Annotated in this window: 25 protein-coding genes; 7 read left to right on the top strand and 18 right to left on the bottom strand. The window is 35.4% G+C overall.

Features of this window, described 5'->3' with window-relative positions; genetic code table 11:
• Positions 1 to 16: 16 nt before the first annotated feature.
• Positions 17 to 988 (top strand): F510_1955 family glycosylhydrolase, encoded by a 972-nt coding sequence (locus MVE64_RS16990; protein ID WP_247339697.1) that lies wholly within the window; start codon positions 17 to 19, stop codon positions 986 to 988.
• A 69-nt stretch (positions 989 to 1,057) separates the two neighbouring features.
• Here MVE64_RS16990 and MVE64_RS16985 read toward each other — a convergent pair whose 3' ends face one another.
• The 9 genes from MVE64_RS16985 to hmpA all read right to left on the bottom strand — a co-directional run bounded on the left by MVE64_RS16985 (position 1,058) and on the right by hmpA (position 9,228).
• The gene (locus MVE64_RS16985; RefSeq protein ID WP_247339696.1) at positions 1,058 to 1,630 is read right to left on the bottom strand and encodes a YdhK family protein; all 573 of its coding nucleotides are present in this window, start codon (positions 1,628 to 1,630) and stop codon (positions 1,058 to 1,060) included.
• 167 nt (positions 1,631 to 1,797) lie between these two features.
• Positions 1,798 to 2,697, bottom strand: a complete 900-nt coding sequence (locus tag MVE64_RS16980) for a multicopper oxidase family protein (protein WP_247339694.1) — start codon at positions 2,695 to 2,697, stop codon at positions 1,798 to 1,800.
• A 134-nt stretch (positions 2,698 to 2,831) separates the two neighbouring features.
• Positions 2,832 to 3,038: a copper chaperone CopZ gene (copZ, locus tag MVE64_RS16975; RefSeq protein ID WP_247339692.1), complete on the bottom strand. Its 207-nt coding sequence runs from the start codon at positions 3,036 to 3,038 to the stop codon at positions 2,832 to 2,834.
• Between the two features lie 91 nt (positions 3,039 to 3,129).
• Positions 3,130 to 3,861, bottom strand: a complete 732-nt coding sequence (locus MVE64_RS16970) for an urease accessory protein UreH domain-containing protein (protein ID WP_247339688.1) — start codon at positions 3,859 to 3,861, stop codon at positions 3,130 to 3,132.
• A gap of 98 nt (positions 3,862 to 3,959) precedes the next feature.
• Complete coding sequence (locus tag MVE64_RS16965) at positions 3,960 to 4,124, bottom strand: hypothetical protein (RefSeq protein ID WP_247339687.1); 165 nt, start codon at positions 4,122 to 4,124, stop codon at positions 3,960 to 3,962.
• On the bottom strand, positions 4,117 to 5,277 hold the full coding sequence (gene spoIIP, locus MVE64_RS16960) for a stage II sporulation protein P (RefSeq protein WP_247339686.1): 1,161 nt from the start codon (positions 5,275 to 5,277) through the stop codon (positions 4,117 to 4,119). Before spoIIP ends, MVE64_RS16965 begins: the two co-directional genes overlap by 8 nt.
• Before the next feature lie 81 nt (positions 5,278 to 5,358).
• Entirely contained in the window at positions 5,359 to 6,339 is a 981-nt protein-coding gene (locus MVE64_RS16955; protein WP_247339685.1) for a stage II sporulation protein P, read from the bottom strand.
• A 167-nt stretch (positions 6,340 to 6,506) separates the two neighbouring features.
• A complete protein-coding gene (locus tag MVE64_RS16950) occupies positions 6,507 to 7,925 on the bottom strand; it encodes a SpoVR family protein (protein WP_247339681.1) in 1,419 nt (472 codons plus the stop codon).
• Positions 7,926 to 8,007: 82 nt separating this feature from the next.
• Positions 8,008 to 9,228: an NO-inducible flavohemoprotein gene (gene hmpA, locus MVE64_RS16945; protein ID WP_247339677.1), complete on the bottom strand. Its 1,221-nt coding sequence runs from the start codon at positions 9,226 to 9,228 to the stop codon at positions 8,008 to 8,010.
• Positions 9,229 to 9,429: 201 nt separating this feature from the next.
• On the opposite strand from hmpA, the gene MVE64_RS16940 reads away from it, so the two are divergent.
• Entirely contained in the window at positions 9,430 to 9,870 is a 441-nt protein-coding gene (locus tag MVE64_RS16940; protein ID WP_121664559.1) for an RrF2 family transcriptional regulator, read from the top strand.
• A gap of 14 nt (positions 9,871 to 9,884) precedes the next feature.
• Here MVE64_RS16940 and MVE64_RS16935 read toward each other — a convergent pair whose 3' ends face one another.
• The gene (locus MVE64_RS16935; RefSeq protein WP_247339675.1) at positions 9,885 to 10,235 is read right to left on the bottom strand and encodes a DUF3889 domain-containing protein; all 351 of its coding nucleotides are present in this window, start codon (positions 10,233 to 10,235) and stop codon (positions 9,885 to 9,887) included.
• Between the two features lie 61 nt (positions 10,236 to 10,296).
• Positions 10,297 to 11,274 carry a M14 family metallopeptidase gene (locus tag MVE64_RS16930; RefSeq protein ID WP_247339674.1) on the bottom strand — a complete coding sequence of 326 codons (978 nt, stop codon included), beginning with the start codon at positions 11,272 to 11,274 and terminating at the stop codon, positions 10,297 to 10,299.
• A gap of 161 nt (positions 11,275 to 11,435) precedes the next feature.
• Between MVE64_RS16930 and MVE64_RS16925 the strand changes: the two genes are divergently transcribed.
• A complete protein-coding gene (locus MVE64_RS16925) occupies positions 11,436 to 11,672 on the top strand; it encodes a YhdB family protein (RefSeq protein ID WP_247339673.1) in 237 nt (78 codons plus the stop codon).
• A 58-nt stretch (positions 11,673 to 11,730) separates the two neighbouring features.
• Here MVE64_RS16925 and MVE64_RS16920 read toward each other — a convergent pair whose 3' ends face one another.
• The 6 genes from MVE64_RS16920 to MVE64_RS16895 all read right to left on the bottom strand — a co-directional run bounded on the left by MVE64_RS16920 (position 11,731) and on the right by MVE64_RS16895 (position 18,357).
• A complete protein-coding gene (locus tag MVE64_RS16920) occupies positions 11,731 to 12,252 on the bottom strand; it encodes an NADPH-dependent FMN reductase (RefSeq protein WP_212136015.1) in 522 nt (173 codons plus the stop codon).
• A 6-nt stretch (positions 12,253 to 12,258) separates the two neighbouring features.
• Positions 12,259 to 12,906 (bottom strand): response regulator, encoded by a 648-nt coding sequence (locus tag MVE64_RS16915; protein ID WP_247339672.1) that lies wholly within the window; start codon positions 12,904 to 12,906, stop codon positions 12,259 to 12,261.
• A gap of 13 nt (positions 12,907 to 12,919) precedes the next feature.
• Complete coding sequence (locus MVE64_RS16910) at positions 12,920 to 14,044, bottom strand: GAF domain-containing sensor histidine kinase (RefSeq protein WP_247339670.1); 1,125 nt, start codon at positions 14,042 to 14,044, stop codon at positions 12,920 to 12,922.
• A gap of 146 nt (positions 14,045 to 14,190) precedes the next feature.
• On the bottom strand, positions 14,191 to 15,936 hold the full coding sequence (locus tag MVE64_RS16905; RefSeq protein ID WP_247339663.1) for a phospho-sugar mutase: 1,746 nt from the start codon (positions 15,934 to 15,936) through the stop codon (positions 14,191 to 14,193).
• 296 nt (positions 15,937 to 16,232) lie between these two features.
• A complete protein-coding gene (locus MVE64_RS16900) occupies positions 16,233 to 17,771 on the bottom strand; it encodes a bifunctional GNAT family N-acetyltransferase/carbon-nitrogen hydrolase family protein (RefSeq protein ID WP_247339661.1) in 1,539 nt (512 codons plus the stop codon).
• A 181-nt stretch (positions 17,772 to 17,952) separates the two neighbouring features.
• Positions 17,953 to 18,357: a CBS domain-containing protein gene (locus tag MVE64_RS16895; protein WP_379053218.1), complete on the bottom strand. Its 405-nt coding sequence runs from the start codon at positions 18,355 to 18,357 to the stop codon at positions 17,953 to 17,955.
• A 256-nt stretch (positions 18,358 to 18,613) separates the two neighbouring features.
• Between MVE64_RS16895 and MVE64_RS16890 the strand changes: the two genes are divergently transcribed.
• Both MVE64_RS16890 and MVE64_RS16885 read left to right on the top strand, forming a co-directional pair.
• A complete protein-coding gene (locus tag MVE64_RS16890) occupies positions 18,614 to 19,045 on the top strand; it encodes a disulfide oxidoreductase (protein WP_098798652.1) in 432 nt (143 codons plus the stop codon).
• A gap of 1 nt (position 19,046) precedes the next feature.
• Positions 19,047 to 19,517 carry a thioredoxin family protein gene (locus tag MVE64_RS16885; RefSeq protein WP_098798653.1) on the top strand — a complete coding sequence of 157 codons (471 nt, stop codon included), beginning with the start codon at positions 19,047 to 19,049 and terminating at the stop codon, positions 19,515 to 19,517.
• Positions 19,518 to 19,570: 53 nt separating this feature from the next.
• On the opposite strand, the gene MVE64_RS16880 is transcribed toward MVE64_RS16885, so the two are convergent.
• Positions 19,571 to 19,975: a DUF5365 family protein gene (locus tag MVE64_RS16880; protein ID WP_098798654.1), complete on the bottom strand. Its 405-nt coding sequence runs from the start codon at positions 19,973 to 19,975 to the stop codon at positions 19,571 to 19,573.
• A gap of 168 nt (positions 19,976 to 20,143) precedes the next feature.
• On the opposite strand from MVE64_RS16880, the gene MVE64_RS16875 reads away from it, so the two are divergent.
• Together MVE64_RS16875 and MVE64_RS16870 are read left to right on the top strand one after the other, a co-directional pair.
• A complete protein-coding gene (locus MVE64_RS16875; RefSeq protein WP_247339659.1) occupies positions 20,144 to 21,043 on the top strand; it encodes an RluA family pseudouridine synthase in 900 nt (299 codons plus the stop codon).
• A gap of 178 nt (positions 21,044 to 21,221) precedes the next feature.
• Positions 21,222 to 22,658 carry an alkaline phosphatase PhoX gene (locus tag MVE64_RS16870; RefSeq protein WP_247339657.1) on the top strand — a complete coding sequence of 479 codons (1,437 nt, stop codon included), beginning with the start codon at positions 21,222 to 21,224 and terminating at the stop codon, positions 22,656 to 22,658.
• The last annotated feature ends 3 nt before the right edge of the window (positions 22,659 to 22,661 follow it).

The following is a 22,661-nucleotide window of genomic DNA, read 5'->3' as shown; positions in this document are numbered from 1 at the left end:
AATGGGAGGTACTATTATGATAAAGAAATTATTCTCACTTTTTCTATTATGTAATTTACTAACTGCCTGTTCACTAGGGGCAAATGAAAAAACTAAGGATAATGATACAGAAATTCTTACAGATGAAAAAGATGATAATGAAGTGATTTATAAAGAAATAAAAGATGAAAAAATTGACCATATACACGGTATTGGTTATGTAGGAAATGAAGATAAATTGTATCTAGCTTCACACGATGGTTTATTAAGATTCTCAAACGAAAAATGGTCTAAAATTACTGAAAACAAGCATGACTACATGGGTTTTCAAGCAACTGATATAGGCTTCTATTCAAGTGGACATCCTGAGAATGGATCTGAATTAAAGAATCCTCTTGGTATTATAAAAAGTACTGACGAGGGAAAAACATTAAATAAACTTGCTTTTTATGGTGAAACAGACTTTCATTATTTAGCAGCAGGCTACAACAGTCATATTATTTATGTGATTAATGAATCTAAAAATTCAAGATTAAATAGTGGATTTTATTACTCTGAAGATGAAGGTGAAAACTGGGCACAAAGTAAGACGCAGGGGCTTTCATTTTACAATATAGGTAATATAGCCACTCACCCTGCCAAAGCGAATATTGTTGCAATATCCACAGATCAAGGTTTATTCATTTCAAACGATTATGGTGATTCGTTCTCCCTTTCATCACAATCTCAACCAGTTACAAGTGTTGAATTTAGAGAAAAATCCTTACTTTATTTTACTTTAAAAGGAGATAAGGTATCGCTTTATAAACAAGAACTAAGTGATTTAAAAGAAGAAGCGATACCTCTTCCAAAAGAAGTGAACGGACAAAATCCCGTGATGTATATTTCATCTCATCCAGAAAAAGAAGAAGTGATAACTGTGGTTACTTACGAGAGTGATATTTATCAAACAAAAGATCATGGTCAATCATGGACTACTTTAGTAAGTAAGGGCAAGATACAATCATAGCAATAATTTACACAAAAAAAAGAACTTGGATTAATCAAGTTCTTTTCTTTATTTTAAGACCCCACATGCCTACTGTGATGACAATTCACTCTCCGTCACCCACTTATGGTTTTTCACATCCTCACCACCAGTTGTTGGTGTGTAGTCAACCATATATACAGTCGTTTCTTCAACTGAGTCTACAACAGCTGTTGATCCTTTCATACCTTCCATATGATCTGTGTTTAACACAACCTCTGTTCCTGGTTCAAATGGTTGATCTCCTGCATTTTCAATTTCTTCATGAATGACCCATTTATGATCTTCTACCTTTTCTCCTCCAGTTGTTGGGGTATAAGTAACAACATAAACATTTGTATGATACGCCCCAATAATTGTAGCTTCCGCACCCTTCATACCTTCCATGTGATCTGTTTCAAGAATGGCTTGACTTCCAACTTTATAAGTTGGATTTTCATCTTCTTTTAATCCTTCTGGAATTTCACCAGAACCTGAATGATTCATCTCAGAATGATCCATTTCCGTATTGTGTTCGGAACTTGAATTTTTCTCTTCATTCGTTTTATCATCATTGCTTGAACATGCTGATAAAGAAATAGCTAAAGTTAGTGTTGCAATACCTATTCCCAGTTTTTTTCTCATCTTATTTACTCCTCAACCATAATTAAAATAAGTTAGTCTAAAAAACAGTATTGGGTGCCTATTAAAAAGATAGCAAAAGATTTTGCAGAAAGTATGCAATATTGATTTCAATTATGTAAAAATAATAAACGCAGCAAGTAGAAATTTCTACTTGCTGCGTTTCTCCCTCATTGGTTATAAATTAATTTAGTAATCATACCACCTGGTGTTTTTCCGTTATTTGTTTGATGAAATGTTTTTGTGCCGTTTATTGGGAATGTGCCAGGATTAGTAGACATAAACTCGATATCTATTCGTTGTCCAGAGGCAACATTTATTGTATCATCAAACATTTGATAACGAGGAAACCCATTTACACTAACTACTTGAAAGTCATGTCCATGTACATGCATAGAATGTGCAGCACTAGATTTATTAATGAAACGTATCCTGATTTTCTCTCCATATTTCGTTTGTAATCCTTTTGTATCAGGAAATGACTTCCCATTAATTGTAAAAAAGTTTGGGTTTGTGTCAAACTTCTTAGGCTTATATACACCTGGTTTAATTTCACCTAATTCTTCCTGGGGTATATCCCATTGTTGTAAAACTAATACATAATCTCGAAAAGGAATTTCTCCGCCTGTTAATCTGTTCTTATTAGGCAACACAATAAAAGGCCCTAATAACCCCTGTGGAATTTGTGATGGATCTCCAGCATGATAAAAGAATGTGCCTGCTTGCCATGCTGGAAATTGATAGACGTATGATTCTCCTGGTTTAATTGATGGAGTAGGTTCAATTTCAGGAATTCCATCCTGAGAAACAGGTTTTGATAATCCATGTACATGCAGTGACGTTGGTTTATCTAAACGATTCTCTAATTCAATTTGAACCATCTCTCCTTGCTTAAATATAAGGAGAGGTCCTGGTATCGAGCCATTAAAACCAAGCCCATCGACTGTTATTTGCTCTAAAATTTTATGTTTTGAAGGCTGAGCTATTAATTTATAGTATCGTGTGTTACCAGCTTTTTGATATGGTGCCTTCACTCCATTTGGCATCATTAATCTACTTTCCCAATCCATCCACATTTCCCCCATTTAGTTTTGTCCATTACTAAAACTTATGTAAGGAATTACTCTATTATGAGAATGTATTTTAGAAATATTTATACTTAAAATCAATAAAAATAACGAGCAATCAGCTCGTTACCTTAAACCTATTCAACATCATAACCTTGATCATCAATCGTTTCCTTAATATCATTTAAATGAACCACTGAAGGATCAAATTCTAGATCAACTTCTCCAGAACTTAGATTCACTTTTACTGATTGAACTCCAGTTAACTTGCCAACACTTCCTTCTATTGAACTTACACAATGTCCACAAGACATTCCTTTTACTTTTATCGTTACTTTTCCCATCACTTTTCTCCCCTTTTTTAATACCTATTTATTTTCCTCTAAAAAAAAGAATCTAAACAAATTAATATCTTATGTAACATGGACCTTTTTATTAAGACCAATAGATAATGAAATCAAGTATCCCTACTAGGACCATGAAAACACCAGCAGCCTTTTGGATGAGGGTACCAAGCTTTCTACCCATCCTTAATAAAGCTCCACTTGCTCCTAAATACCATATGAGGAAAATCGTAATAATTAATGGTAAAACAGTGCCGATTGCAAACAAAGTCGGCAAAATAAAACCATAGGAACTGGACAAAACAACTGGCATTAAGGTTACAAAATACAATACAAACATTGTAGGACAGAAGGCAAGCGAGAAACTAAATCCTAATAGGAAGGAAGCAAATGGTCTTTCGAGTTGCTTATCTTCAGATTGTTTTACCAATCTAAAGATACCTCTCAATTTAATGACGCCAATCATAACCAATCCTACGATGATCAAAAGAGGACCCATTAGTTTCCGTAACCATGGAAAATACATGATGAGAACACCTTCAATTTCCCTACCTAAAAACCAAATCAATATCCCTAAAAGGGAAAAGGCAACAATCTTCCCAAAAATAAACCCTAAAATATCTTTCCATACGATTCTACTTTGCAGAGAACGATTACAGTATAGAGTGACTGCACTTACATTTGCTACAAATTGACATGGAGCCAGTGCACCTACAATCCCCAACACAAGCGCAAATGCAATCGGAAATCCTTCTAGTGCATTTGCCATATTAAAAAATGGTTGGCTTAGCCATGAGCTTATTTTGCTGATGAAAATGTACACATTCCCCCCTTTCCCTACCTTTATTAGCTTAGTACAAATATGTGCAGAATTTATGAAGGCAGTATTCTTTCACAGGGAAAATTTCAAGTATTCAGGATCTAATTGGATAATTGATCTTTATAAGGATATCCAATTGAAAAGATAAAACCAGTTAAAAAGACTGAAAGCGTAATGATAGAAATTCCATTAAGGTATATAGATAGTACACTTGAAGCAAAAGTGAATAACAACCATTTTAATGATGTCGGAAATAATTTACCCATTACCATTTACCTCTTTTGCTTCACTTAATTCCCAATAGTACTCTGAAAAGACCTCTGTAAATGCATCGACGGAACGATACAATTCATTAAGATCATTATCTACACCACCAATTTCAATAAGCATCGCCTTATTTGAAACATCTTGGTTATAAACACCGTTTCCTTCACTTTTTGTTTTGAGGAATACACCTCTACTTATACCAGGATACTTTGCCTCTAGTCTATTATGGAGCTCTTTTGCAGTATCAAGATTTTCTAAATATTTATTGTGTTCCTTACCAACCACGAAGTATAATCTTGCGTAATCTTGCCCATTAATGTTTTTCGTGGTTAGATTTTTTCTGGCAGAATCACGATGGATATCAATAAAATAGATTAACTCATTTTCTTTTTCTGACACGGCAGCTTCGACAAGATTACCAGATACAGAATATGCTCTAGTTGATCTCATTCCTTTTTCATTCAAAGTTTTGGTCATATTGGTCGTGTCATGAACAACACCTATACCTTTATTTAGCAAGTTTAGACTCATTCGTTTTCCTAACCCTATTACATTTGCCCTCTCATCATTACTGATTGCGTCATTTGGAACTTGTGCATCTTCCAGTAAGGGTAAAAATGATTCCCAACTATGTGTTTGATAAATATAGACTGTTTTCTTCTGTGGAGGTGAAAATTGGGTATTATCCTCAGATGAATTACTTTCAGTCTGCTTTAATTTCTCCTCAGCTACTTTCCTTTCTTCTAGCAAAACCTCTGTCGGAGGAGAAGACTCGTATGGCAACGTGGTTAAATCTGTTCCTTCTCCTGCAATAATGATTTCCGTATCATATAGTCTTAACCCTGGTAGTTCATTCCCTAAGAATGTTCTTGCATCTGTGGGTTTTACACTGGTTGCAAGTTGAATTGCCACTTTAGTAGCATTTGAAAGTGTGAACAATTCATCTGTCTCTTTAGGATAAAAATAATGATTTTCTGCTCGAAGAAAATGTGCAAAAAGGTCTTTACTGTATAAATTATTAATAGATTTTTGCAAAACAACTGAGTCAATTTTTAAATTCATAAAAATAATAGTCCCGATTAGTAGATACATAATGATCAACGCTACTATAAAAGAAGAGAGATATTTTGGTTGATTTGCTGATCTTTTCATAATAGGACAACCCCTTTCTTCTCCATAATATGAAGAAGTAAGGGGTTGAATGGCTAAAAATATATTACAAATGTTACAGTACTATTCATGCACTTTATCCCAATAATATTCACTTATAGCGTTCCCTAAAATATCAGCACTCCGATAAAGTTCTTCAAGATTATTTTCTACACCACCTATTTCAACAATAACGCTATTAGGTAGTAAATCTTGATTATAGACACCATTACCTTGAGACTTACCTTTAATGATGACTCCTCTAGAAAGACCAGGATATTTCTTCTCAATAACTTCATGAATACCATTCGTAAAATCTAAATTTTTCTTATAATTTTCATGCCCACTCCCAATTACAAACGAAACTTTGGCAAGTGATTCTCCACCAATGTCAATTGTTGAATGTTCTCTTGGCAATGAATCACGATGAATATCGAATGCCATTTCTAAATCTCTATTTTCACGCAATTCATTTACAACAACCTCCCTGGACATTTGATAAGAACGACCAAATGTTAAGTTGCGGCTATTTAACATATTTACTATATCTACTTGACTAACATCATTCCAAATACCATTGCTTCTCAAGGAATCTCCTAATCTGTTTCCAACCAGTGATATATTTACTTTGGAATGGTAAGCACTCTCTGGGGCAGTTCCTTTTTTAAAATAAGGTAAAAAAGATTCTCTAGTATGAGAAAAATAGATAAAGACTATTCTTCTTCCAAATGTACTGTGAAACTCTTTCTGTTTGATTTCTGGCCTTTTTATTTCCATTTCGTTCAATAAATCAATCTTTTCTTGAATTAGCTCTGCGTCCTGTTCAAGTGAATCAACATTCGGTACAAGTTCAGTTGATACCTCTGAAGAACTATTACTCATAAATTTTGAGCTATTTAAAGAGTTGGAATTCACCTTTGAACTTAACTCCCCACTTTTACTTCCTTTTTTTATTCGGGGTTCCTCCTTTTCATAAAGGAAGAAAATTACTGTTAACAACCCTAAAAACAGTACTAATGCGGTAAGTAATAATAACTTTAATGTTTTGGTACTTAGTTCATTCATATTTTTCCTCTATCAAAGTAATAACCTATTACTTTATATATCGGTTAGATTTGAAGATTATTTTATCTTTGTTCATCTTTTTAAATAATAAGTCGAGATTATCTATAGGCCGTGCAAAAAGAATACAATAAGAAAAGTCACTGGTACTTTCCAGTGACTTTTTCACTCTATAAATACTTCCTCGACACGCTCTTCCCATCATAAGAAAACAATACAGCTTTTCCTTCTAAAACACTTTCCATATGCACTGGTCTACCCCAAAGCTGGTACACATATGGAAGAACTTTCTCTAGATATTTTAAATCAAGCTCAATATCCTCAAACCAATGCTTTAGGTAAAGTTCGTTGTTTTTTAAGTAATCTCCATCGTTAACTGTAATATAAGGGAATCCGCCGTTCACCCGCATACTAACTAGTTGATCACGGACTCCTTCCCACTCTTTATCGACAATTTTATAATCGCGTCCTTGCTTTTGGAAAAGATACATATCTTCTCTTAACACGAGATCCTTTGTTAAGTAATTGCGGATAAAGGAGATATCTGATTCTACTTCACGAACCTCAAACATTTTTTCTCGACCTGAGCCTGGCTTTGCACCAAACATTTTCATTTCTTCTGTTGGATTATTATAGCGTTCTTCTATATCTTCAAAGATTTTCAAGCCAAGATAATATGGATTAATACTCGTTTTTGATGGCTGCACAACACCAGCATTCAGCTTCGCGAACTCAACTGCTTCATCAGAAGTAAGATCCAGTTCTCGAATAATACGCTGATGCCAATACGAAGCCCAGCCTTCGTTCATGATTTTCGTTTCTAATTGGGGCCAAAAATAAAGCATTTCTTCACGCATCATTGTTAAAATATCACGCTGCCAATCTTCTAACTCCCGGCTATATTCTTCAATGAATAAAAGAATGTCTTTTTCGGGAGATGGCGGAAGCTTCTTTCTTTTCTTTTTAGAGACAATCTTTTTCTCTTGCTTTTTATCAAGATTCCATAGGTCATCATAAGGTGTTGCTGCTTTATCCTCTTCCGTCTCATCAAATTCAATATCATCAATTGTCCACGAGAGTTTCGGCCGAACAAGCGATGGATCAATATGCTCCTGGATGGAAAGAACTGCATCTAAAAATGTCTCAACCTCATGTCTACCGTATAAAATTTCGTATTGTTTAATTCGTTCTGCAGTGGCTGACATACTCTCAACCATTTCCCTTTTTGTATTGCTAAATCGAGAATTATTTTTAAAGAAGTCACAATGAGCTAAAACGTGGGCAACAATTAACTTGTTCTGAATAAGGGAGTTCGTATCTAATAGGAAGGCATAGCATGGGTCTGAGTTTATGACAAGCTCATAGATTTTACTTAATCCTAAATCATATTGAAGCTTCATTTTATGAAATTGCTTACCAAAGCTCCAGTGTGAAAATCTCGTTGGCATACCGTAAGCACCAAATGTATAAATAATATCAGCAGGACAAATTTCATATCTCATTGGATAAAAATCAAGTCCAAAGCCTTTAGCAATCTCGGTGATTTCTGAAATTGCATATTCCAGGGCCTTTTGATCAGTTTCTTTCATAGTCTCCCCCCTAAGCTATTGTTATCTTAAATGTATGTACTTAAGAGGGAAAACATGAAAGGGTTTGTTTTATTTCATATTTTTAAGCATTCTGATAATCCTTCAAACTAACAGAAGGACCAAAAAATTCATAATGAATATTTTCTGTTTTTACACCAAGATCCTCAAGATATTCAATCACATTTTTCATGAAGGCTACCGGACCACAGATATAAAAAGCTCCATTTTTATCGATAAGTTTATTTAGCAGTTCTTCATTAAGATAGCCTTCCGCTATAAAGTTTTGATTCTTAAGGTCTAGCTCATTCGGTGTTTCGTAAATGATACATTCCTTCGCATTAGGCAGAGATTGGATACTTTTTTGTGTTTCTTCAGCAAATGCATGCACTTCCCCATTTTTTGCTGCATGTATAAATGTTATTTCTCTATCAGACTGAGAATCAGCCAAATAATTTAACATACTCATCATTGGAGTAATCCCAACGCCACCACTAATTAAATGAACTGTTTGATTCTTTTGATTTTCCAGCACAAAATCACCTGCTGGTGCTGTTAATTCAATTTCATCATTCACATTTATGAAATCATGCAGATAATTGGATACCATGCCATCTTCTTTAACATGATCTCTTTCTCTTTTAACAGAAATTCTAAATGTATTTTTACCAGGTGCATCGGATAAGCTGTATTGTCTGTTAAATAGATACTTCTCACCTGGGATAGAAAGGCGGACTGTCACATATTGCCCTGGAATAAAATTCGGAACCTTTGAACCATCAACTGGCTCTAAGTAAAAGGAGGTAATAAGTGAGCTTTCCTTCACTTTATTTACAACACGGAATGGTTTGAATTCATCCCATGCTTCTTCTTTTGCTTGATCATACATTTCCTGCTCTACATCAATAAATACTTGAGCGATCACTTGATAAGCTTCTCCCCATGCCTCAATTATATCTGGTGAAGCAGCATCTCCTAACACCTCTTTGATTGCCTTTAATAAATATTCTCCTACGATTGGATAATGTTCCTTCTTTACATTTAAGCTTCTATGTTTATGAGCAATTTGCTTTACAGCTGGTAAAAGTACTTCTAATTGATCGATATATGTAGCTGCTGCGTATACTGTATTTGCTAGAGCGGCTTGCTGTCTTCCTTGCTTTTGATTTGCATGGTTAAAAATATTTAATAGCTCAGGATAATCTTTAAATAAACTCTTATAAAAATGCGTGGTAATCTCTTTTCCTCGGTCAGCTAGAACGGGTGCTGTTGATTTGACAATTTCAATTGTTTTATTGGATAACATTTTATCCACCCCTAAAGTAGTATTTTAAATACATCTTTATCATAGTTCACCCTTAACTCTTAAATCAATATCTAAAATGCATCTTTTAAAAAGCTGTCACATTTTCGAACATATTTCGTGCACAGAAATAAAGTTGTGATAATATAGCAATATAATCAAGTTACATTCAGTTCTACATTAAAAAGATGTGAGGTTATATACATGCGCTTAACTCTTTACACAGATTACTCATTAAGAGTCCTAGTATATTTAGCAACAAAACCAAAGGAAGAACTCTCTAACATAAAAGAAATTGCGGAGATTTATAATATTTCTAAAAACCATTTAATGAAGGTAACATATGAGCTCGGAAAAATGAATGTAATTGAAACAATTCGCGGCAGAAATGGAGGAATTCGGTTAGCTAAAGCTCCTGAGGAAATAAACATAGGTGAAATTGTCCGCAAAACGGAGGAAGATTTTCATCTTGTTGAATGCTTTGATAAAGAAAATAACCAATGTGTTATTTCACCAGCATGCGGACTTAAACATGTTTTAAATAAAGCACTTCAAGCATACTTGGAAGTATTGGATCAATATACATTAGCAGATGTTGCCAAAAACCAGTCAGCTCTGTTACATTACTTTTCATTAAATAAATAAGAAGAAGGTGACCATTAAAGTCCACCTTCTCTAAGTTCTTCTATATTAACAGTAATAAGCTTTCCAGTTGTTGGATTGAACACAACATCAGCCTTTACAATAAATGATCTGTTTTTTTGAGTACATTTAATATGAAATGTATCCCTTGTTTCATTTTCGTTAACTTTCTTCCGTCCTACATATTTATAATCAGTTAGTTCAGCATCTGGGTATTTTTCTTTGACCGAGGAAACCGCAATTCTACTCCATTTTTTATAGTCAGTCTCATCAGGATTTGGTTCACCATATGCTTTCATTCCTGCTGACATAACAATAAATAATGCTACAAATGTAATCAAAAGTTTAGACAGAGAATTTTTCTTCATTTTTTTCCTCCACAGAACATTTTTTATTAATGTCCCCTTTTTCACCTTTCATATTCACAGGTTATTCTTTTTCCAACAGTTCTTCTTTGGCAAATTTACATATGATGAATCCTACTTCTTTGTTCCGTTTCCATTCCTCAGGCAACACTGATAATGGAGGATTTGTTTCTTCAACTGGGTAACTAAGTTCAATAGTTAGTGCAGGTCTTTGATATGATTGAATAAACCAATCTGTATATCCACCACCAATTGCATCATAAGGTGGATAAGAAACTTTATAGCCTGTTTTTTCGGCAATTATATCGACTAATTGATAATCCCTTTGAAGATGGCTTAACTCATTATAATAGTACCAATAAAGTTCACGTCCAGACGTATGGTAAGCAGCCGATGTAAGTGGCTGAATTTTTTCGGTAAAATCCACTAGTGCCCTAGTCTCTTTTGCTTCAAAGGGTTTTTCTCCTTTATAGTGAGAGTAAGAAGCATAAGCTGTATCACCTTTAATATTCTCCCATCCAGCAGGATATTGTCTATTTAAGTCTACCCCAAGGGCATTAGCTTTCCACCTTTTAAAGTTATTTTCCCCTTCATTTATATCTACATATATTTCCTGAAGAAGAAATGGAAAGTGAATAATTCCCTGCTGCTGTATGGTCACTCCATCTGGGTTAACCATCGGGACAAACCATATTGATACATCATCCAATATATTCGGATTATGCCCAAATAATGTTTGCTTATGTTGATAAGCACTTGCATATTCCTTAATCATTTTCATGATGATATGTGTTGACAACCACTCACGACCGTGATGACTTCCTGTTATCAAGATAGACCTCTTTCCTTCACCTACTTTTATGGCAAGGAGGTCTCGTCCAAATTCCGATTGTCCAAATTCTTTCACTTCTAACCCATATCGTTTAGAAAGCTCTAACATGTGAGTTTTCATTGTATTATATGTATACATTTCAGGCTCTTCGGCTTTTACATCCTGTACGATAAGGAAAACAACCAAAAAGATGATTACTTTCTTCGTCATTTTCACCCCCTTTTTCGCCTTAGGTTTCCACATTGATTTCATTTTATAAGGGTAATCACTTCCATAGGCTCTATGACAACAACACCAAGTTTTTCTCAGTAAAAAAAAGTACTTTTCACATACAATAATCTTATCTCCTTAAGAAGGAGGGATTATAAAAAATGAACAGTGTAGATTATGACAAAGCATTGTATTACACACATCGTTCACAATGGGATAACTTGCTTATTCTTATGGTCCGTACAAAAGATGATTTTTTATCAAAAAAAATTGAGCATTTTCTACATGCCTATAATTTTGAACATGATTATACAGAAGTTGAAAAACAGCTTTATTCATTGTTAAGATATATTGATCACGCTGTAGAGGAAGAACCTGAATTAAAATTTTTACAATAAAAAAAGACTGACTAGGATCGTATTGGCTATACAATCCTTAGTCAGTCTTTTCTATTACCTATTTTTTATGAAATGCCTTTGTGTATAACGTTAATTCTTCAATTAATGAATGAACAAGTGCAGCTGATTCATTAACCAATCCTTTTTGATCATAGTCAAAACAATCAGGGTCAAGGACCACTTGTTTTGGAATAACATGAGCATAGACACCTCTCATCACTGTTCTCATGTTATTTAGAGCATTGATTCCACCTTTTCCCCCACCGGCAACTGATATGATCGCAACAGGCTTATGTGCAAACTGTTCACTGCTTAAAAAATCCAGAGCATTTTTCAAAGCCCCGCTCATTCCATTATGATACTCTGGTGATAATAGTACAACAGCATCTGCGTCAGTAACAGATTTCTTTAATTCCTGAATCACTTGAAGGTGAGCCCGAGTTTCATCTCCATTGAATAGAGGCAGTTCTCGTTCACTTAAGTCAAAATGATTGGCATTGTATGTTCTCTCTATAAAGGCTGCAGCCATTTTCGTTCTTCCAGTTTTTCTAGGCCCGCCATTTAAAACTAAGATATTCATGTAACTCTACTCCTTTAAGTATCCATTTTTCACAGCATAAATCGCTGCTTGAGTCCGATCAGAAAGCTGTAACTTTGAAAGAATATTCGATATATGCGTTTTAACTGTTTTTTCGGTAATATACAAAGCACTGGCTATTTCTTTATTGCTTTTCCCTTTAGCAAGCTCGTTCAAAACTTCCTTCTCTCTTCTTGTTAATTCATCGAGCTTTGTATGTTGATTTGAATTTTGTCCGGAAAGATGCGTCATAACATGTGACGTTACCTTTGGGTGCAACTTGCTTTCACCTTTTAATACATCTCGTATTGTTTGAACAAGTTCATCCGGCTCAATGTCCTTTAATTGATAACCAGATGCTCCGGCGCGAATGGCAGGAATAACATGATCTTGATCTGCATAACTAGTCAGAATAATAATTTTAACTTCATTGTCGGCCTCTCTAATTGCTTTCGTTGCCATGACTCCATCCATAATCGGCATGGATAGATCCATTAAAACAACATCAGGATTTAGCTTTATCACCATGTCCACCGCTTCCTGACCATTTTTCGCCTCACCTATTATCTCTATATCTTTTTGCGTTTTGAGAAAAAAGAGCAATCCTCTTCGAACCACATGATGATCATCTGCAATAACCACTTTTATTTTCGTCATTTTTCTATACCCCTCATTTTAACGGAATAATAATTTCAATTTTCGTGCCAACGCCTAGTGTGCTTTGTAATGAAAAGTTCCCTTTTAACCGAATTACTCGTTCTCTCATTCCTTTTAGCCCTAATGAGGGAATTGAATGGCTCTCATCGTATTGAAAACCTCTTCCGTTATCCTTTATGGCCATCATGACAGTAGATTCTGTTTTACTTAATTCAAAGCTTATTTCATTCGTTTCAGCATGCTTTTTACAATTATTTAATGCCTCTTGCCCTATTCTCCATAACTCTTCTTCTATGTGATTTGGTAGAGTACAAACACCTTCTATATTGCACGCCATTTTTAGCCCAAGTACATTTGCATAATTGAATAATGCAGCTGTTATGCCATTCTCTAATCCCTGAGGCCTAAGTTGCCAGATGAGGCCTTTCATTTCTGTTAAAGCTTCTTGAGAAAGTTCCTGCATATAGGTCAACATTTCTTTTACATCTTCTTGTTCCGTCATCTCTTTTGTTCCGCGTGCTGTTAACATAATTGAAAATAACAGCTGATTTACTGAATCATGTAAATCCTGAGCTAGTCGATTTCTCTCTTCAGTTAATGCATGAGATCGTTCTTTTTCAACAAGCTGTATTCGTTTCATCGCTGTACCAATTTGAAACGCAACAGACTCCAACAATGCCAGCTCTTCATCTGTAAACTTCTTTTTATGAGGAGAGGCTACATTTAGAACACCAAATTTTTCGTTTCCTGCACGTAAAGGCACTGTTGCATGATGTGTAATTTCCATCGTATCTCCCCATTTTTGTTCTATCGCTTCCTCAATTCGCTTACATGTGATGATATTAACAGCTTTCTTCAGCCGTCCATCCTGATACCGATCAAGACACCAGCAGCCTCCCTGACACATCGGTTTCTTTTGCTCCCATGTCAATCCGGCAGGCAAAGCATAATCAGCTGCTAATTCGTATTGGCCTTTTTCATCTATTAAAAAGATCCACCCGGTTGGTAGCTCTGTCACATGGAGTAACTCTCTTAACACGTCGCTCAACATTTCCCCAACATCTGTTGCTTCGTTTAGTTTCTCTGCAATTGTTTTTAATGTATTTAACTCATGGATTCGATTATCTTTTCCCCTCATGTCTCTTCTCCCATATTCCTTTTCTTGAGTTTATTATAGCAATATCTATGCTATTAAGACCTTCTCTATCTGTATGAATTTTTCTACGACCATTGGAGTATTACTGACGTAAAAAAAGCGGACAACATATGTTGACCGCTTCAAGACTACTTACTAAGAGTAGCAATTAAATCATTTACTTTTTCCATTACACCAGCTTCTAAAGTGGCTAATTGCTGTTCACTTTGCTCAAGTGTTTCACACTTAACCCCGAAGTAGAACTTTGCTTTTGGCTCAGTACCAGATGGACGAACACAGAACCAAGAGTTATCCTCAAGAATATACTTTAATACATTTGATCCTGGTAAATTAATTTTTTCTGTTGTGCCAGCAGTAACATTTTGACGTTCACTTGATTTATAATCCTCAATAGTAACAATCTTCTTACCAGCAACTTCAGTTGGAGGATTGGTTCTAAACGATTGAAGAATACTTTGAATCTGCTCTGCTCCTTCTTTTCCTTTTAATGTAAGTGATTGTAAGCCTTCTTTGTAATAGCCATATTCTTTGAAAATTTCTAATAGACCTTGATACAAAGTAAGTCCCTTTTTCTTGTAGAAAGCAGCTACTTCAACAGATAATAATGCCGCCTGTACTGCATCTTTATCACGTGCAAAATCACCAATTAAATAGCCATAGCTTTCTTCATAGCCAAATTGGAATTCATATTGACCTGTTCGCTCATATTCATTTATTTTTTCTCCAATGAATTTAAAGCCTGTCAAAGTATCAATTGTATCAAGCCCGAAAGAACTCGCAATATCGCGACCAATTTCCGAAGTAACAATTGTTTTCAACACAACCCCGTTACTTGGAAGTATTCCCTTGTCTTTTTTCTGAGAAAGCAAATAATGTAAAAGCAATGCACCCGTTTGATTTCCGGTAAGCACAACATATTGTCCTTCATTATTTTTCACAGCAACCCCAAGGCGATCTGCATCTGGGTCTGTCCCAATTAAAACATCAGCATCGATGGATTCACCGTCTCTAATAGCTAAAGTAAAGGCATCATGCTCCTCTGGATTTGGAGATTTAACAGTCGAAAAGTTTGGATCTGGTAATTCCTGCTCCTTAACAACTGTCACATTTTGATATCCTAGTGCCTTCAAACCGCTTCTAACCGGCTTATTAGCCGTTCCATGTAATGGTGTGAACACAACCTTCACATCTACTTCTGTAGAAAGCTCTGGATTGACAGAGATAGTCGTTAATTTTTCTGTATAAGCTTGGTCTATTTCTTCACCAAGCATTTTGATTAGACCTTGTGCTTTTAACTCGTCTTCATCTATTACATTTATGAGTAATTCATCTTCCACTTTGTTTACATATGAAATAACTGTATCTGCTGCAGCCGGTGGCAATTGACCTCCATCTTCTCCATACACTTTATATCCGTTATATTCTGGAGGATTGTGGCTGGCTGTAACAACGATTCCCGAAAAAGCATGTAAATGGCGAACCGCAAATGAAAGCTCAGGAGTTGGACGCAATTCTTCAAATACATATGTTTGAATACCATGAGAAGCTAATGTTTTTGCAGCCTCCATTGCAAATTCTGGTGACTTATGACGAGAGTCGTAAGCAATCGCTACACCTCGTTTTTTTGCCTCCTCACCAAATGTTTCTATGTAAGTTGCTAAACCTTCGGATGCTTTACGCACTGTATATATATTCATACGGTTTGTACCTGGTCCAATTTCACCACGCATACCGCCTGTACCAAATTCTAAATCTTTATAAAAGCAATCTTCTAAAGCCTTTTCATTACCTTCCATACTAATTAAAAGATTTTTTAGTTCCGAATCTAAATCTTGTTTATTATTCCAACGTTGATAGTTTTGTTCCCAGCTCATTTTTACCTCCCAGGAGTTTTTTTCAAAAATTAGTAAAAATCATTTATATTTTAGCATATAAAAATATCTTAGATATAATTGAATTTCTACAAATTCCGAGTATTTCCTTTAAAAATTCCTTTAGAGTTATAGTAAAACAACTTTCGTTAAAGTCAAAATTAACAAAACTAAAGGTTTTTTAAGTTTTATATTTTGTTACGATATTTCCTTTGTGACAGATTCTGTCTAATAATATTTTATGATTAACCAAACACACATACCAAAAAAGCCAACCCAAGTGAGTTGGCTTCTTTTCATTACTTCTTATAATTAATTGAATAAATATCTTTTCTTCTATCTTTCAATTGATTAACTGTTCCCGATTGGCGTTGACGTCTTAATATCTCAAGGTCAACGTCACCAATAATGACCATTTCAATATTCGGGTTACATTCACCAACAATTCCATCACGAGCAAATTCAAAGTCAGAAGGTGCGAAGATGGCAGATTGTGCATATTGAATATCCATGTTTTCAGTTTGCGGAAGATTTCCTACTGTACCTGCAATAACTGTGTAAATTTGATTTTCTACTGCACGTGCTTGAGCACAGTAACGAACTCGTAAGTAGCCTTGACGATCTTCTGTACAGAAAGGAGTAAATATTATTTTTGCCCCTTTGTCTGTAGCAATTCTCGCTAATTCAGGGAATTCGATATCATAGCAAATTTGTATGGCAATTTTCCCACAATCTGTGTTGAAAACTTTAACCTGATCTCCGCGACTAATTCCCCACCATTTTCTTTCGTTTGGGGTAATGTGAAGCTTATATTGCTTCTCAATGGTTCCATCACGTCTAAAGAGATAAGCAATATTATAAATTCGCCCTTCTTCTTCAACTACATGTGATCCACCGATAATGTTTATATTGTACCTGACAGCCAGTTCAGTGAACAATTCAATATACTCTTCTGTAAATTCAGTTAGCCGTTGAATCGCTTTACTAGGTGATCGTTCATTTAAGAAAGACATAAGCTGAGTAGTGAAAATTTCAGGGAACACGGCAAAATCTGAGCCGGCATCTGAGGCTACATCTGTGTAATATTCTACTTGCTTAGCAAATTCTTCAAAGGAATCAATTTGCTTCATCATGTATTGGACAACACAAATACGGACAGGATTTGACGTTTTATAAAAACGTTTTGTATTAGGCTGGTAATCAACATTATTCCATTCCATTAAAGTTGCATATTGGTATGAAGCCAAATCATCTGATAAATAATTTGGGTTAATCCTCATAAGTGTAAATTCATTTAATAACTGAAAAGACAAAACAGGATCGTAAACTTTATGTAAGGAAACCTGCTGAACATATTCTCTTGGTGAAAGTTCATCAGCATATTTATAATAATTAGGAATTCTACCACCAATAATAATACTTTTTAAATTTAATCTTCTTGCAAGATCTTTTCTTGCCTCATATAAACGATGACCAATTTTCATACGTCTGTAATCGGGATGTACCATTACTTCAATTCCATACATATTATAGCCGTCAGGATCATGGTTCGTGATATAACCATTATCAGTTATGTCATCCCATGTATGTCGGTCATCATATTCATCAAAATTCAATAATAAACTCGAGCATGATCCGATGATTTTCCCTTCAAATTCAGCACAGAATTGACCATCTGGAAAATGGTCCAGATGACTTTCTAAATGTTCTCTTTTCCATGGCTCCATCCCAGGAAAGCACTTCGATTGAAGCTTGATGATCGCATCTATGTCACTTTCCTCAATATTTCGTATAATCATCTTCTTTTCGAATTTGGATAAATCTAGCTTTTCGGACATATTGTTACTCCTTTTTTATATTTGCATGAACATATCTAATAGTAACTATTACCCTTTATTTTCTTTCTAAAAACATAATTAATCTTTTTAGCTTATGTTTAATATTTTATACTTTATTCGGAATATGATGATCCTTTTCATAACCCTATTAAAAAAGGCCAACATAGTCGGCCTTTTCTTCTTAATTTGTTTTATTCGGTTCAGAGATATTCGTTAAGGCATGTCCAGCTGCTTCATCGGACATTTGATTTGTTGCCAAATCACCTAATGCAACAATCCCAACTAATTGATTATTTTCAACAATTGGAAGTCGACGGATTTGATGTTGAGCCATTACCTTTGCAGCTTCTTCAGTTGACATGCTCGTGTGACCTGATACAAGGTTTGTTGACATGACTTGAGAAACTAATGTATTGCTATCAAGTCCCTCAGCAGTTGAGCGAAGAGTAATGTCACGGTCCGTAATTATACCTCTTAATTGACCATTATCAACAACAGGAATAGAACCAACATTATTTTGACTCATTAACTCTGCTGCTTCTTTAATCGTTTGATTAGATGAAACAGTTGCAACACTTGTTGTCATACACTCTTGAATTGTATTCAAGACTCATCCCTCCCTTTCAAATTTAGTATGGATTAGATAAAAGGAATTATAATTAGAAGTTTTTATAATGAATACCCATCTTACATTAATCAAAAAATAGGACAAAAATACCTCGAATTCAAGGAAAATTCAAAAAATACCCTGTTACTTCCATTTTTTCTGTTGAATTCTTTTACAGTCTATTACCTAAGCCTTTATAATTTAATGGTACATAAATTAGTGAATGAGGGATGATATGTCGAGCTCTACTAAAAAACAAGTAGAAAATTTATTATCAATAGCATGGATGGCATCATTTATTGCTACATTAGGTAGTCTTTACTTCTCTGAAATATTAAAATACACTCCATGTGAGCTTTGTTGGTATCAACGAATTTTCATGTATCCTTTAGTTATTATTTTAGGAATTGGTGTTTATAAAAAGGATGCAGGTATTGCTCTTTATACACTTATATTATCTGCAATTGGAGGCTGTATCTCTCTTTATCATTATGGAGTCCAAAAGGTTCCATTTTTAGGAGAAAATTCTGTTTCATGCGGAATTGTTCCTTGTACAGGTGAGTATATTAATTGGCTAGGTTTTATGACTATTCCTTTTTTAGCACTAATCGGTTTTACAATTGTTTTTATTACAAGCTTATTAATTCTAAAGAAAGCAGGTAAATAAGATGAAAAAAATTCTTATTTTTGGTGCAGTTATTTTAATTCTTTTTGGTGGACTAGCATTTGTTACAACATATCAAAACAATCAAAAAGCTGAAGGAAATGTGTATGGAAAGAGTGATCTCGATCCCGCAACAATAGATCAGCTTGATGACCCTAATTATCAAAACATAATTCTTCCAGATGAATTGGAAAAGAAGTTAGAAAACAAAGAAGATACAGTTGTCTACTTTTTTAGCCCATTATGTGAGCATTGTAAAGCAACTACCCCTGTATTAATGCCAATTGCAGATGAAGTTGGTGTCGAGATCAACCAACTGAATTTATTAGAATTTGAAGACGCATGGCAACAATACAATATAACTGGAACACCTACTCTTGTTCATTATCAAGATGGTAAAGAAGTAGCACGTTCAGAAGGATCAAATACAGAAGAGGCATTTCGTTCATTATTAAATGATTGGAAAGCTGAGTAATAAAAAAGCACGGAATCACACATCAAATGTGATTCCGTGCTTTTTTCAACTAGCTAGATCATGAAGTGATTAGCCGGCTTAATGAATTGACTAAATTTCCCTTCCCTACTCTCAGCATGTTTAAATTGAGAAAAGGACAAAGGAAAGAAATAACCATATTCATTTAAGTTCTGGCTATTCCGCTCAAACATTTCTTCATATTCTTTTTCATCTTTACAATCATTAATTAAGTCAAGAACGGCAATCAATGCTTGAAGGCTTGAAATAATTTGAAATGCATCCTTTAATGTCCCATTGTATACCTGATCAGATGCTTGCGGCTGAAGCACTTTTAGTTTTTTTAACTCGAAAATTTCATCATCTGGAAAGAACCTCGGAAAAATTTCGGTATACAGTTGTTCAACTAACTCCGCTATGTGGTTTTCTTGCTCGTCCGTTGACGCCACAACAACCTTCACTTATATCACCCTTTTTCTCCTATTAACCTTTTATTAGCTGTAATAAGCATACCATAGTCTATAACAACATTTTAGAGGTAAGTGTTACCGGAACTAGATTGTACATCCATTCATTGTTCTGTATACTTTTCTTTACACAAAACATGCAATAAAGGAATGGTGACCTTCATGAAACGTGTCGGTGAATGGCTCGAAATAGACATCCCAGTAGACTGGGCAAACAATACTGTTTTCCACATATTAACGCAAAAGCTTGGTGCTTCAAAAGCACTTATTCAAAAGTGGAACAACACATCAGCTATTATGAAAAATAATCACAAAGCAGATGTGAATCATCAACTCATCCAAGATGATCAATTATGCTTACATATATTTAAGGAAGAAGATTACGGAGTCATACCAGAGGATCATGCAATAGAGGTTCTTTATGAAGATGATCACCTACTGATTGTTAATAAACCCGCTGGAATTGATACACATCCCAATGAGGCAAATCAAAGGGGCACTTTGGCGAATGGGGTAGCTTACTATTATCAAACATGTGGACTAAAAATAAGAGTAAGACATATTCATCGTCTTGACAGAGATACCTCTGGTGCAGTTGTTTTTGCTAAGAATGACTTAGCCCATTCTCTATTAGATCAAGAGCTTCAGACTAAAAAGATTAAACGCACATATATTTCTATTGTAAATGGGAGATTATCTCCACCAAATGGTGTGATCAAAAAGCCTATTGGCAAGGATCGCCATCATCCTACTCGAAGAAGAGTTTCACCAAAGGGACAAAGTGCTGTAACACACTATCACACAGAACATTATGACCAAAAGAAAAACTTGTCCGTTGTATCACTGCAACTTGAAACTGGAAGAACTCATCAAATCCGCGTTCATTTAAGTTCAATAGGTCATCCAATCATTGGAGATACCCTTTATGGTGGAGACAAAAAACTCTTACAACGACAGGCTTTGCATGCTGCAATGATATCTTTAACTCATCCTATCTCACACAAATCTATTAAAGTAGAAGCTACGTTTCCACAAGATATCCTCTCTTTATTACCTAAATAAATAGGCCGCCGTATCTATGACAATCAACACACTTGTATAGATACGGTTCTTTTTTACCATTTTTCAGAATTCATCAATTATTTACATAATTTTCACATTCCGTTTACGTAAGACTGATAGTTTGTACATAGACACACAACAATGAACTGACTCCAAAATTATGGGGAGGGAATCTCAGATGACCGAAAACAAAGAATTTAAAAGTATGAATCGTCGCGATTTTCTAAAGGTTGGAGGAATGAGTACAGTTGCATTGTCTCTAGGAACTACAGGGTTACTATCTGTAGGTGCTAAAACAACCCAAGCTAAAGGAAAGGGAAACCCTACATCCGGATTTGGTGGTTATGGAGATTTACTTCCAGATCCAAATGGAATTCTTGATTTACCTAGAGGTTTTCATTACAAAATTATTTCCAGACAAGGCGAGTTAATGACAGACGGAACAGTTATTCCTGGAAAATTCGATGGAATGGCTGCATTTGAAGGTCCGAACAATACAACAATTCTTGTTCGAAATCATGAGTTATCAGGAGGTCCAGCATTTGGGAAAAATCCTTATGACCCTAACGCTCAAGGTGGGACATCAGCTCTCGTTGTAGGCCCAAATCGCGAAGTTAGGAAGGAATATGTTACATCTTCAGGAACAATCCGAAACTGTGCAGGAGGAGCGACGCCTTGGGGCACTTGGTTAACATGTGAAGAAAACCGTTCCGAAGGCCACGGATATGTATTTGAGGTTGACCCACTTCAACCAGAAAACGACTTATCAAAAACGCCAATCAAGGAAATGGGTCGCTTTTCTCACGAAGCTTGTGCGATCGACCCTTCAACAGGATATGTTTACTTAACCGAAGATGCAAGCCCAAGCTACCTCTATCGTTTTATACCTAATGACTTAAGCCAAAAACCAGGATCATTACAAAAAGGCGGTACCCTATATGCAGCAGCAATTGAAGCTGTAACTGATCCATCAGCAAGCAGCTTTAAAACAGGACAAACATTTAAGCTTGTATGGAAGGAAGTAGATCCTCATTGGTGCCGCGAGGAAGCTAAGGAACAAAACTGCATCGAATTCAGTAGACTTGAGGGTGCGTTCTTCCAAGAGGGTGTTTTCTGGTTTGATGATACCTCTGCTGGTGATAAGAAACTTGGACGTGTTTACCGTTACGTTCCTCATACTAATACATTGGAGCTTTTCTATGAAGGAAATGATGCACAAAAAATGGAATATCCAGATAATATCTGCTGTACTCCTTGGGGTGACCTTTGGTTCGTAGAAGATGGAAGTGGACAAGATCGCATTATGGGAATTACTCCAGAAGGCAAGGTTTATCCTTTTGCAGCAAACCGTTTCAATGATGCTGAATTTGCCGGACCAATCTTCTCACCAGATGGAAACACACTTTTTGTCAATATTCAAGATCCTGGTATGACCTTTGCTATTTGGGGACCATTCCAACGCAGAAACGCAGCACGCGCAAGAGAAATGTCCTATGCTGCTCCTGCGAACCTTGCACCGAAACTTTCAGAAACAATTGCTAAGGCTGCCGAGGCACAAGGTATGTCTGTTCTAGAAGCAGCAGCATTTGAGCGTCACGGAATAAAATTGAGCTAATGA

The organism is Metabacillus endolithicus, assembly GCF_023078335.1.
Lineage (GTDB): Bacteria > Bacillota > Bacilli > Bacillales > Bacillaceae > Metabacillus > Metabacillus endolithicus.
This window is presented reverse-complemented; position numbering and strand designations above follow the sequence as displayed.

What these genes read in the sequence shown, in the direction of transcription:
- MVE64_RS16890 (WP_098798652.1), top strand. Translation starts at nt 18,614, where the DNA reads ATGTCGAGCTCTACTAAAAAACAAGTAGAAAATTTATTATCAATAGCA.
- MVE64_RS16980 (WP_247339694.1), bottom strand. Translation starts at nt 2,697, where the DNA reads ATGGATTGGGAAAGTAGATTAATGATGCCAAATGGAGTGAAGGCACCA.
- hmpA (WP_247339677.1), bottom strand. Translation starts at nt 9,228, where the DNA reads ATGTTATCCAATAAAACAATTGAAATTGTCAAATCAACAGCACCCGTT.
- MVE64_RS16875 (WP_247339659.1), top strand. Translation starts at nt 20,144, where the DNA reads ATGAAACGTGTCGGTGAATGGCTCGAAATAGACATCCCAGTAGACTGG.
- MVE64_RS16965 (WP_247339687.1), bottom strand. Translation starts at nt 4,124, where the DNA reads ATGGGTAAATTATTTCCGACATCATTAAAATGGTTGTTATTCACTTTT.
- MVE64_RS16985 (WP_247339696.1), bottom strand. Translation starts at nt 1,630, where the DNA reads ATGAGAAAAAAACTGGGAATAGGTATTGCAACACTAACTTTAGCTATT.
- MVE64_RS16885 (WP_098798653.1), top strand. Translation starts at nt 19,047, where the DNA reads ATGAAAAAAATTCTTATTTTTGGTGCAGTTATTTTAATTCTTTTTGGT.
- spoIIP (WP_247339686.1), bottom strand. Translation starts at nt 5,277, where the DNA reads ATGAAAAGATCAGCAAATCAACCAAAATATCTCTCTTCTTTTATAGTA.
- MVE64_RS16950 (WP_247339681.1), bottom strand. Translation starts at nt 7,925, where the DNA reads ATGAAAGAAACTGATCAAAAGGCCCTGGAATATGCAATTTCAGAAATC.
- MVE64_RS16915 (WP_247339672.1), bottom strand. Translation starts at nt 12,906, where the DNA reads ATGACGAAAATAAAAGTGGTTATTGCAGATGATCATCATGTGGTTCGA.
- MVE64_RS16955 (WP_247339685.1), bottom strand. Translation starts at nt 6,339, where the DNA reads ATGAATGAACTAAGTACCAAAACATTAAAGTTATTATTACTTACCGCA.
- MVE64_RS16940 (WP_121664559.1), top strand. Translation starts at nt 9,430, where the DNA reads ATGCGCTTAACTCTTTACACAGATTACTCATTAAGAGTCCTAGTATAT.
- MVE64_RS16895 (WP_379053218.1), bottom strand. Translation starts at nt 18,357, where the DNA reads ATGACAACAAGTGTTGCAACTGTTTCATCTAATCAAACGATTAAAGAA.
- MVE64_RS16920 (WP_212136015.1), bottom strand. Translation starts at nt 12,252, where the DNA reads ATGAATATCTTAGTTTTAAATGGCGGGCCTAGAAAAACTGGAAGAACG.
- copZ (WP_247339692.1), bottom strand. Translation starts at nt 3,038, where the DNA reads ATGGGAAAAGTAACGATAAAAGTAAAAGGAATGTCTTGTGGACATTGT.
- MVE64_RS16910 (WP_247339670.1), bottom strand. Translation starts at nt 14,044, where the DNA reads ATGAGGGGAAAAGATAATCGAATCCATGAGTTAAATACATTAAAAACA.
- MVE64_RS16905 (WP_247339663.1), bottom strand. Translation starts at nt 15,936, where the DNA reads ATGAGCTGGGAACAAAACTATCAACGTTGGAATAATAAACAAGATTTA.
- MVE64_RS16900 (WP_247339661.1), bottom strand. Translation starts at nt 17,771, where the DNA reads ATGTCCGAAAAGCTAGATTTATCCAAATTCGAAAAGAAGATGATTATA.
- MVE64_RS16925 (WP_247339673.1), top strand. Translation starts at nt 11,436, where the DNA reads ATGAACAGTGTAGATTATGACAAAGCATTGTATTACACACATCGTTCA.
- MVE64_RS16990 (WP_247339697.1), top strand. Translation starts at nt 17, where the DNA reads ATGATAAAGAAATTATTCTCACTTTTTCTATTATGTAATTTACTAACT.
- MVE64_RS16870 (WP_247339657.1), top strand. Translation starts at nt 21,222, where the DNA reads ATGACCGAAAACAAAGAATTTAAAAGTATGAATCGTCGCGATTTTCTA.
- MVE64_RS16935 (WP_247339675.1), bottom strand. Translation starts at nt 10,235, where the DNA reads ATGAAGAAAAATTCTCTGTCTAAACTTTTGATTACATTTGTAGCATTA.
- MVE64_RS16930 (WP_247339674.1), bottom strand. Translation starts at nt 11,274, where the DNA reads ATGACGAAGAAAGTAATCATCTTTTTGGTTGTTTTCCTTATCGTACAG.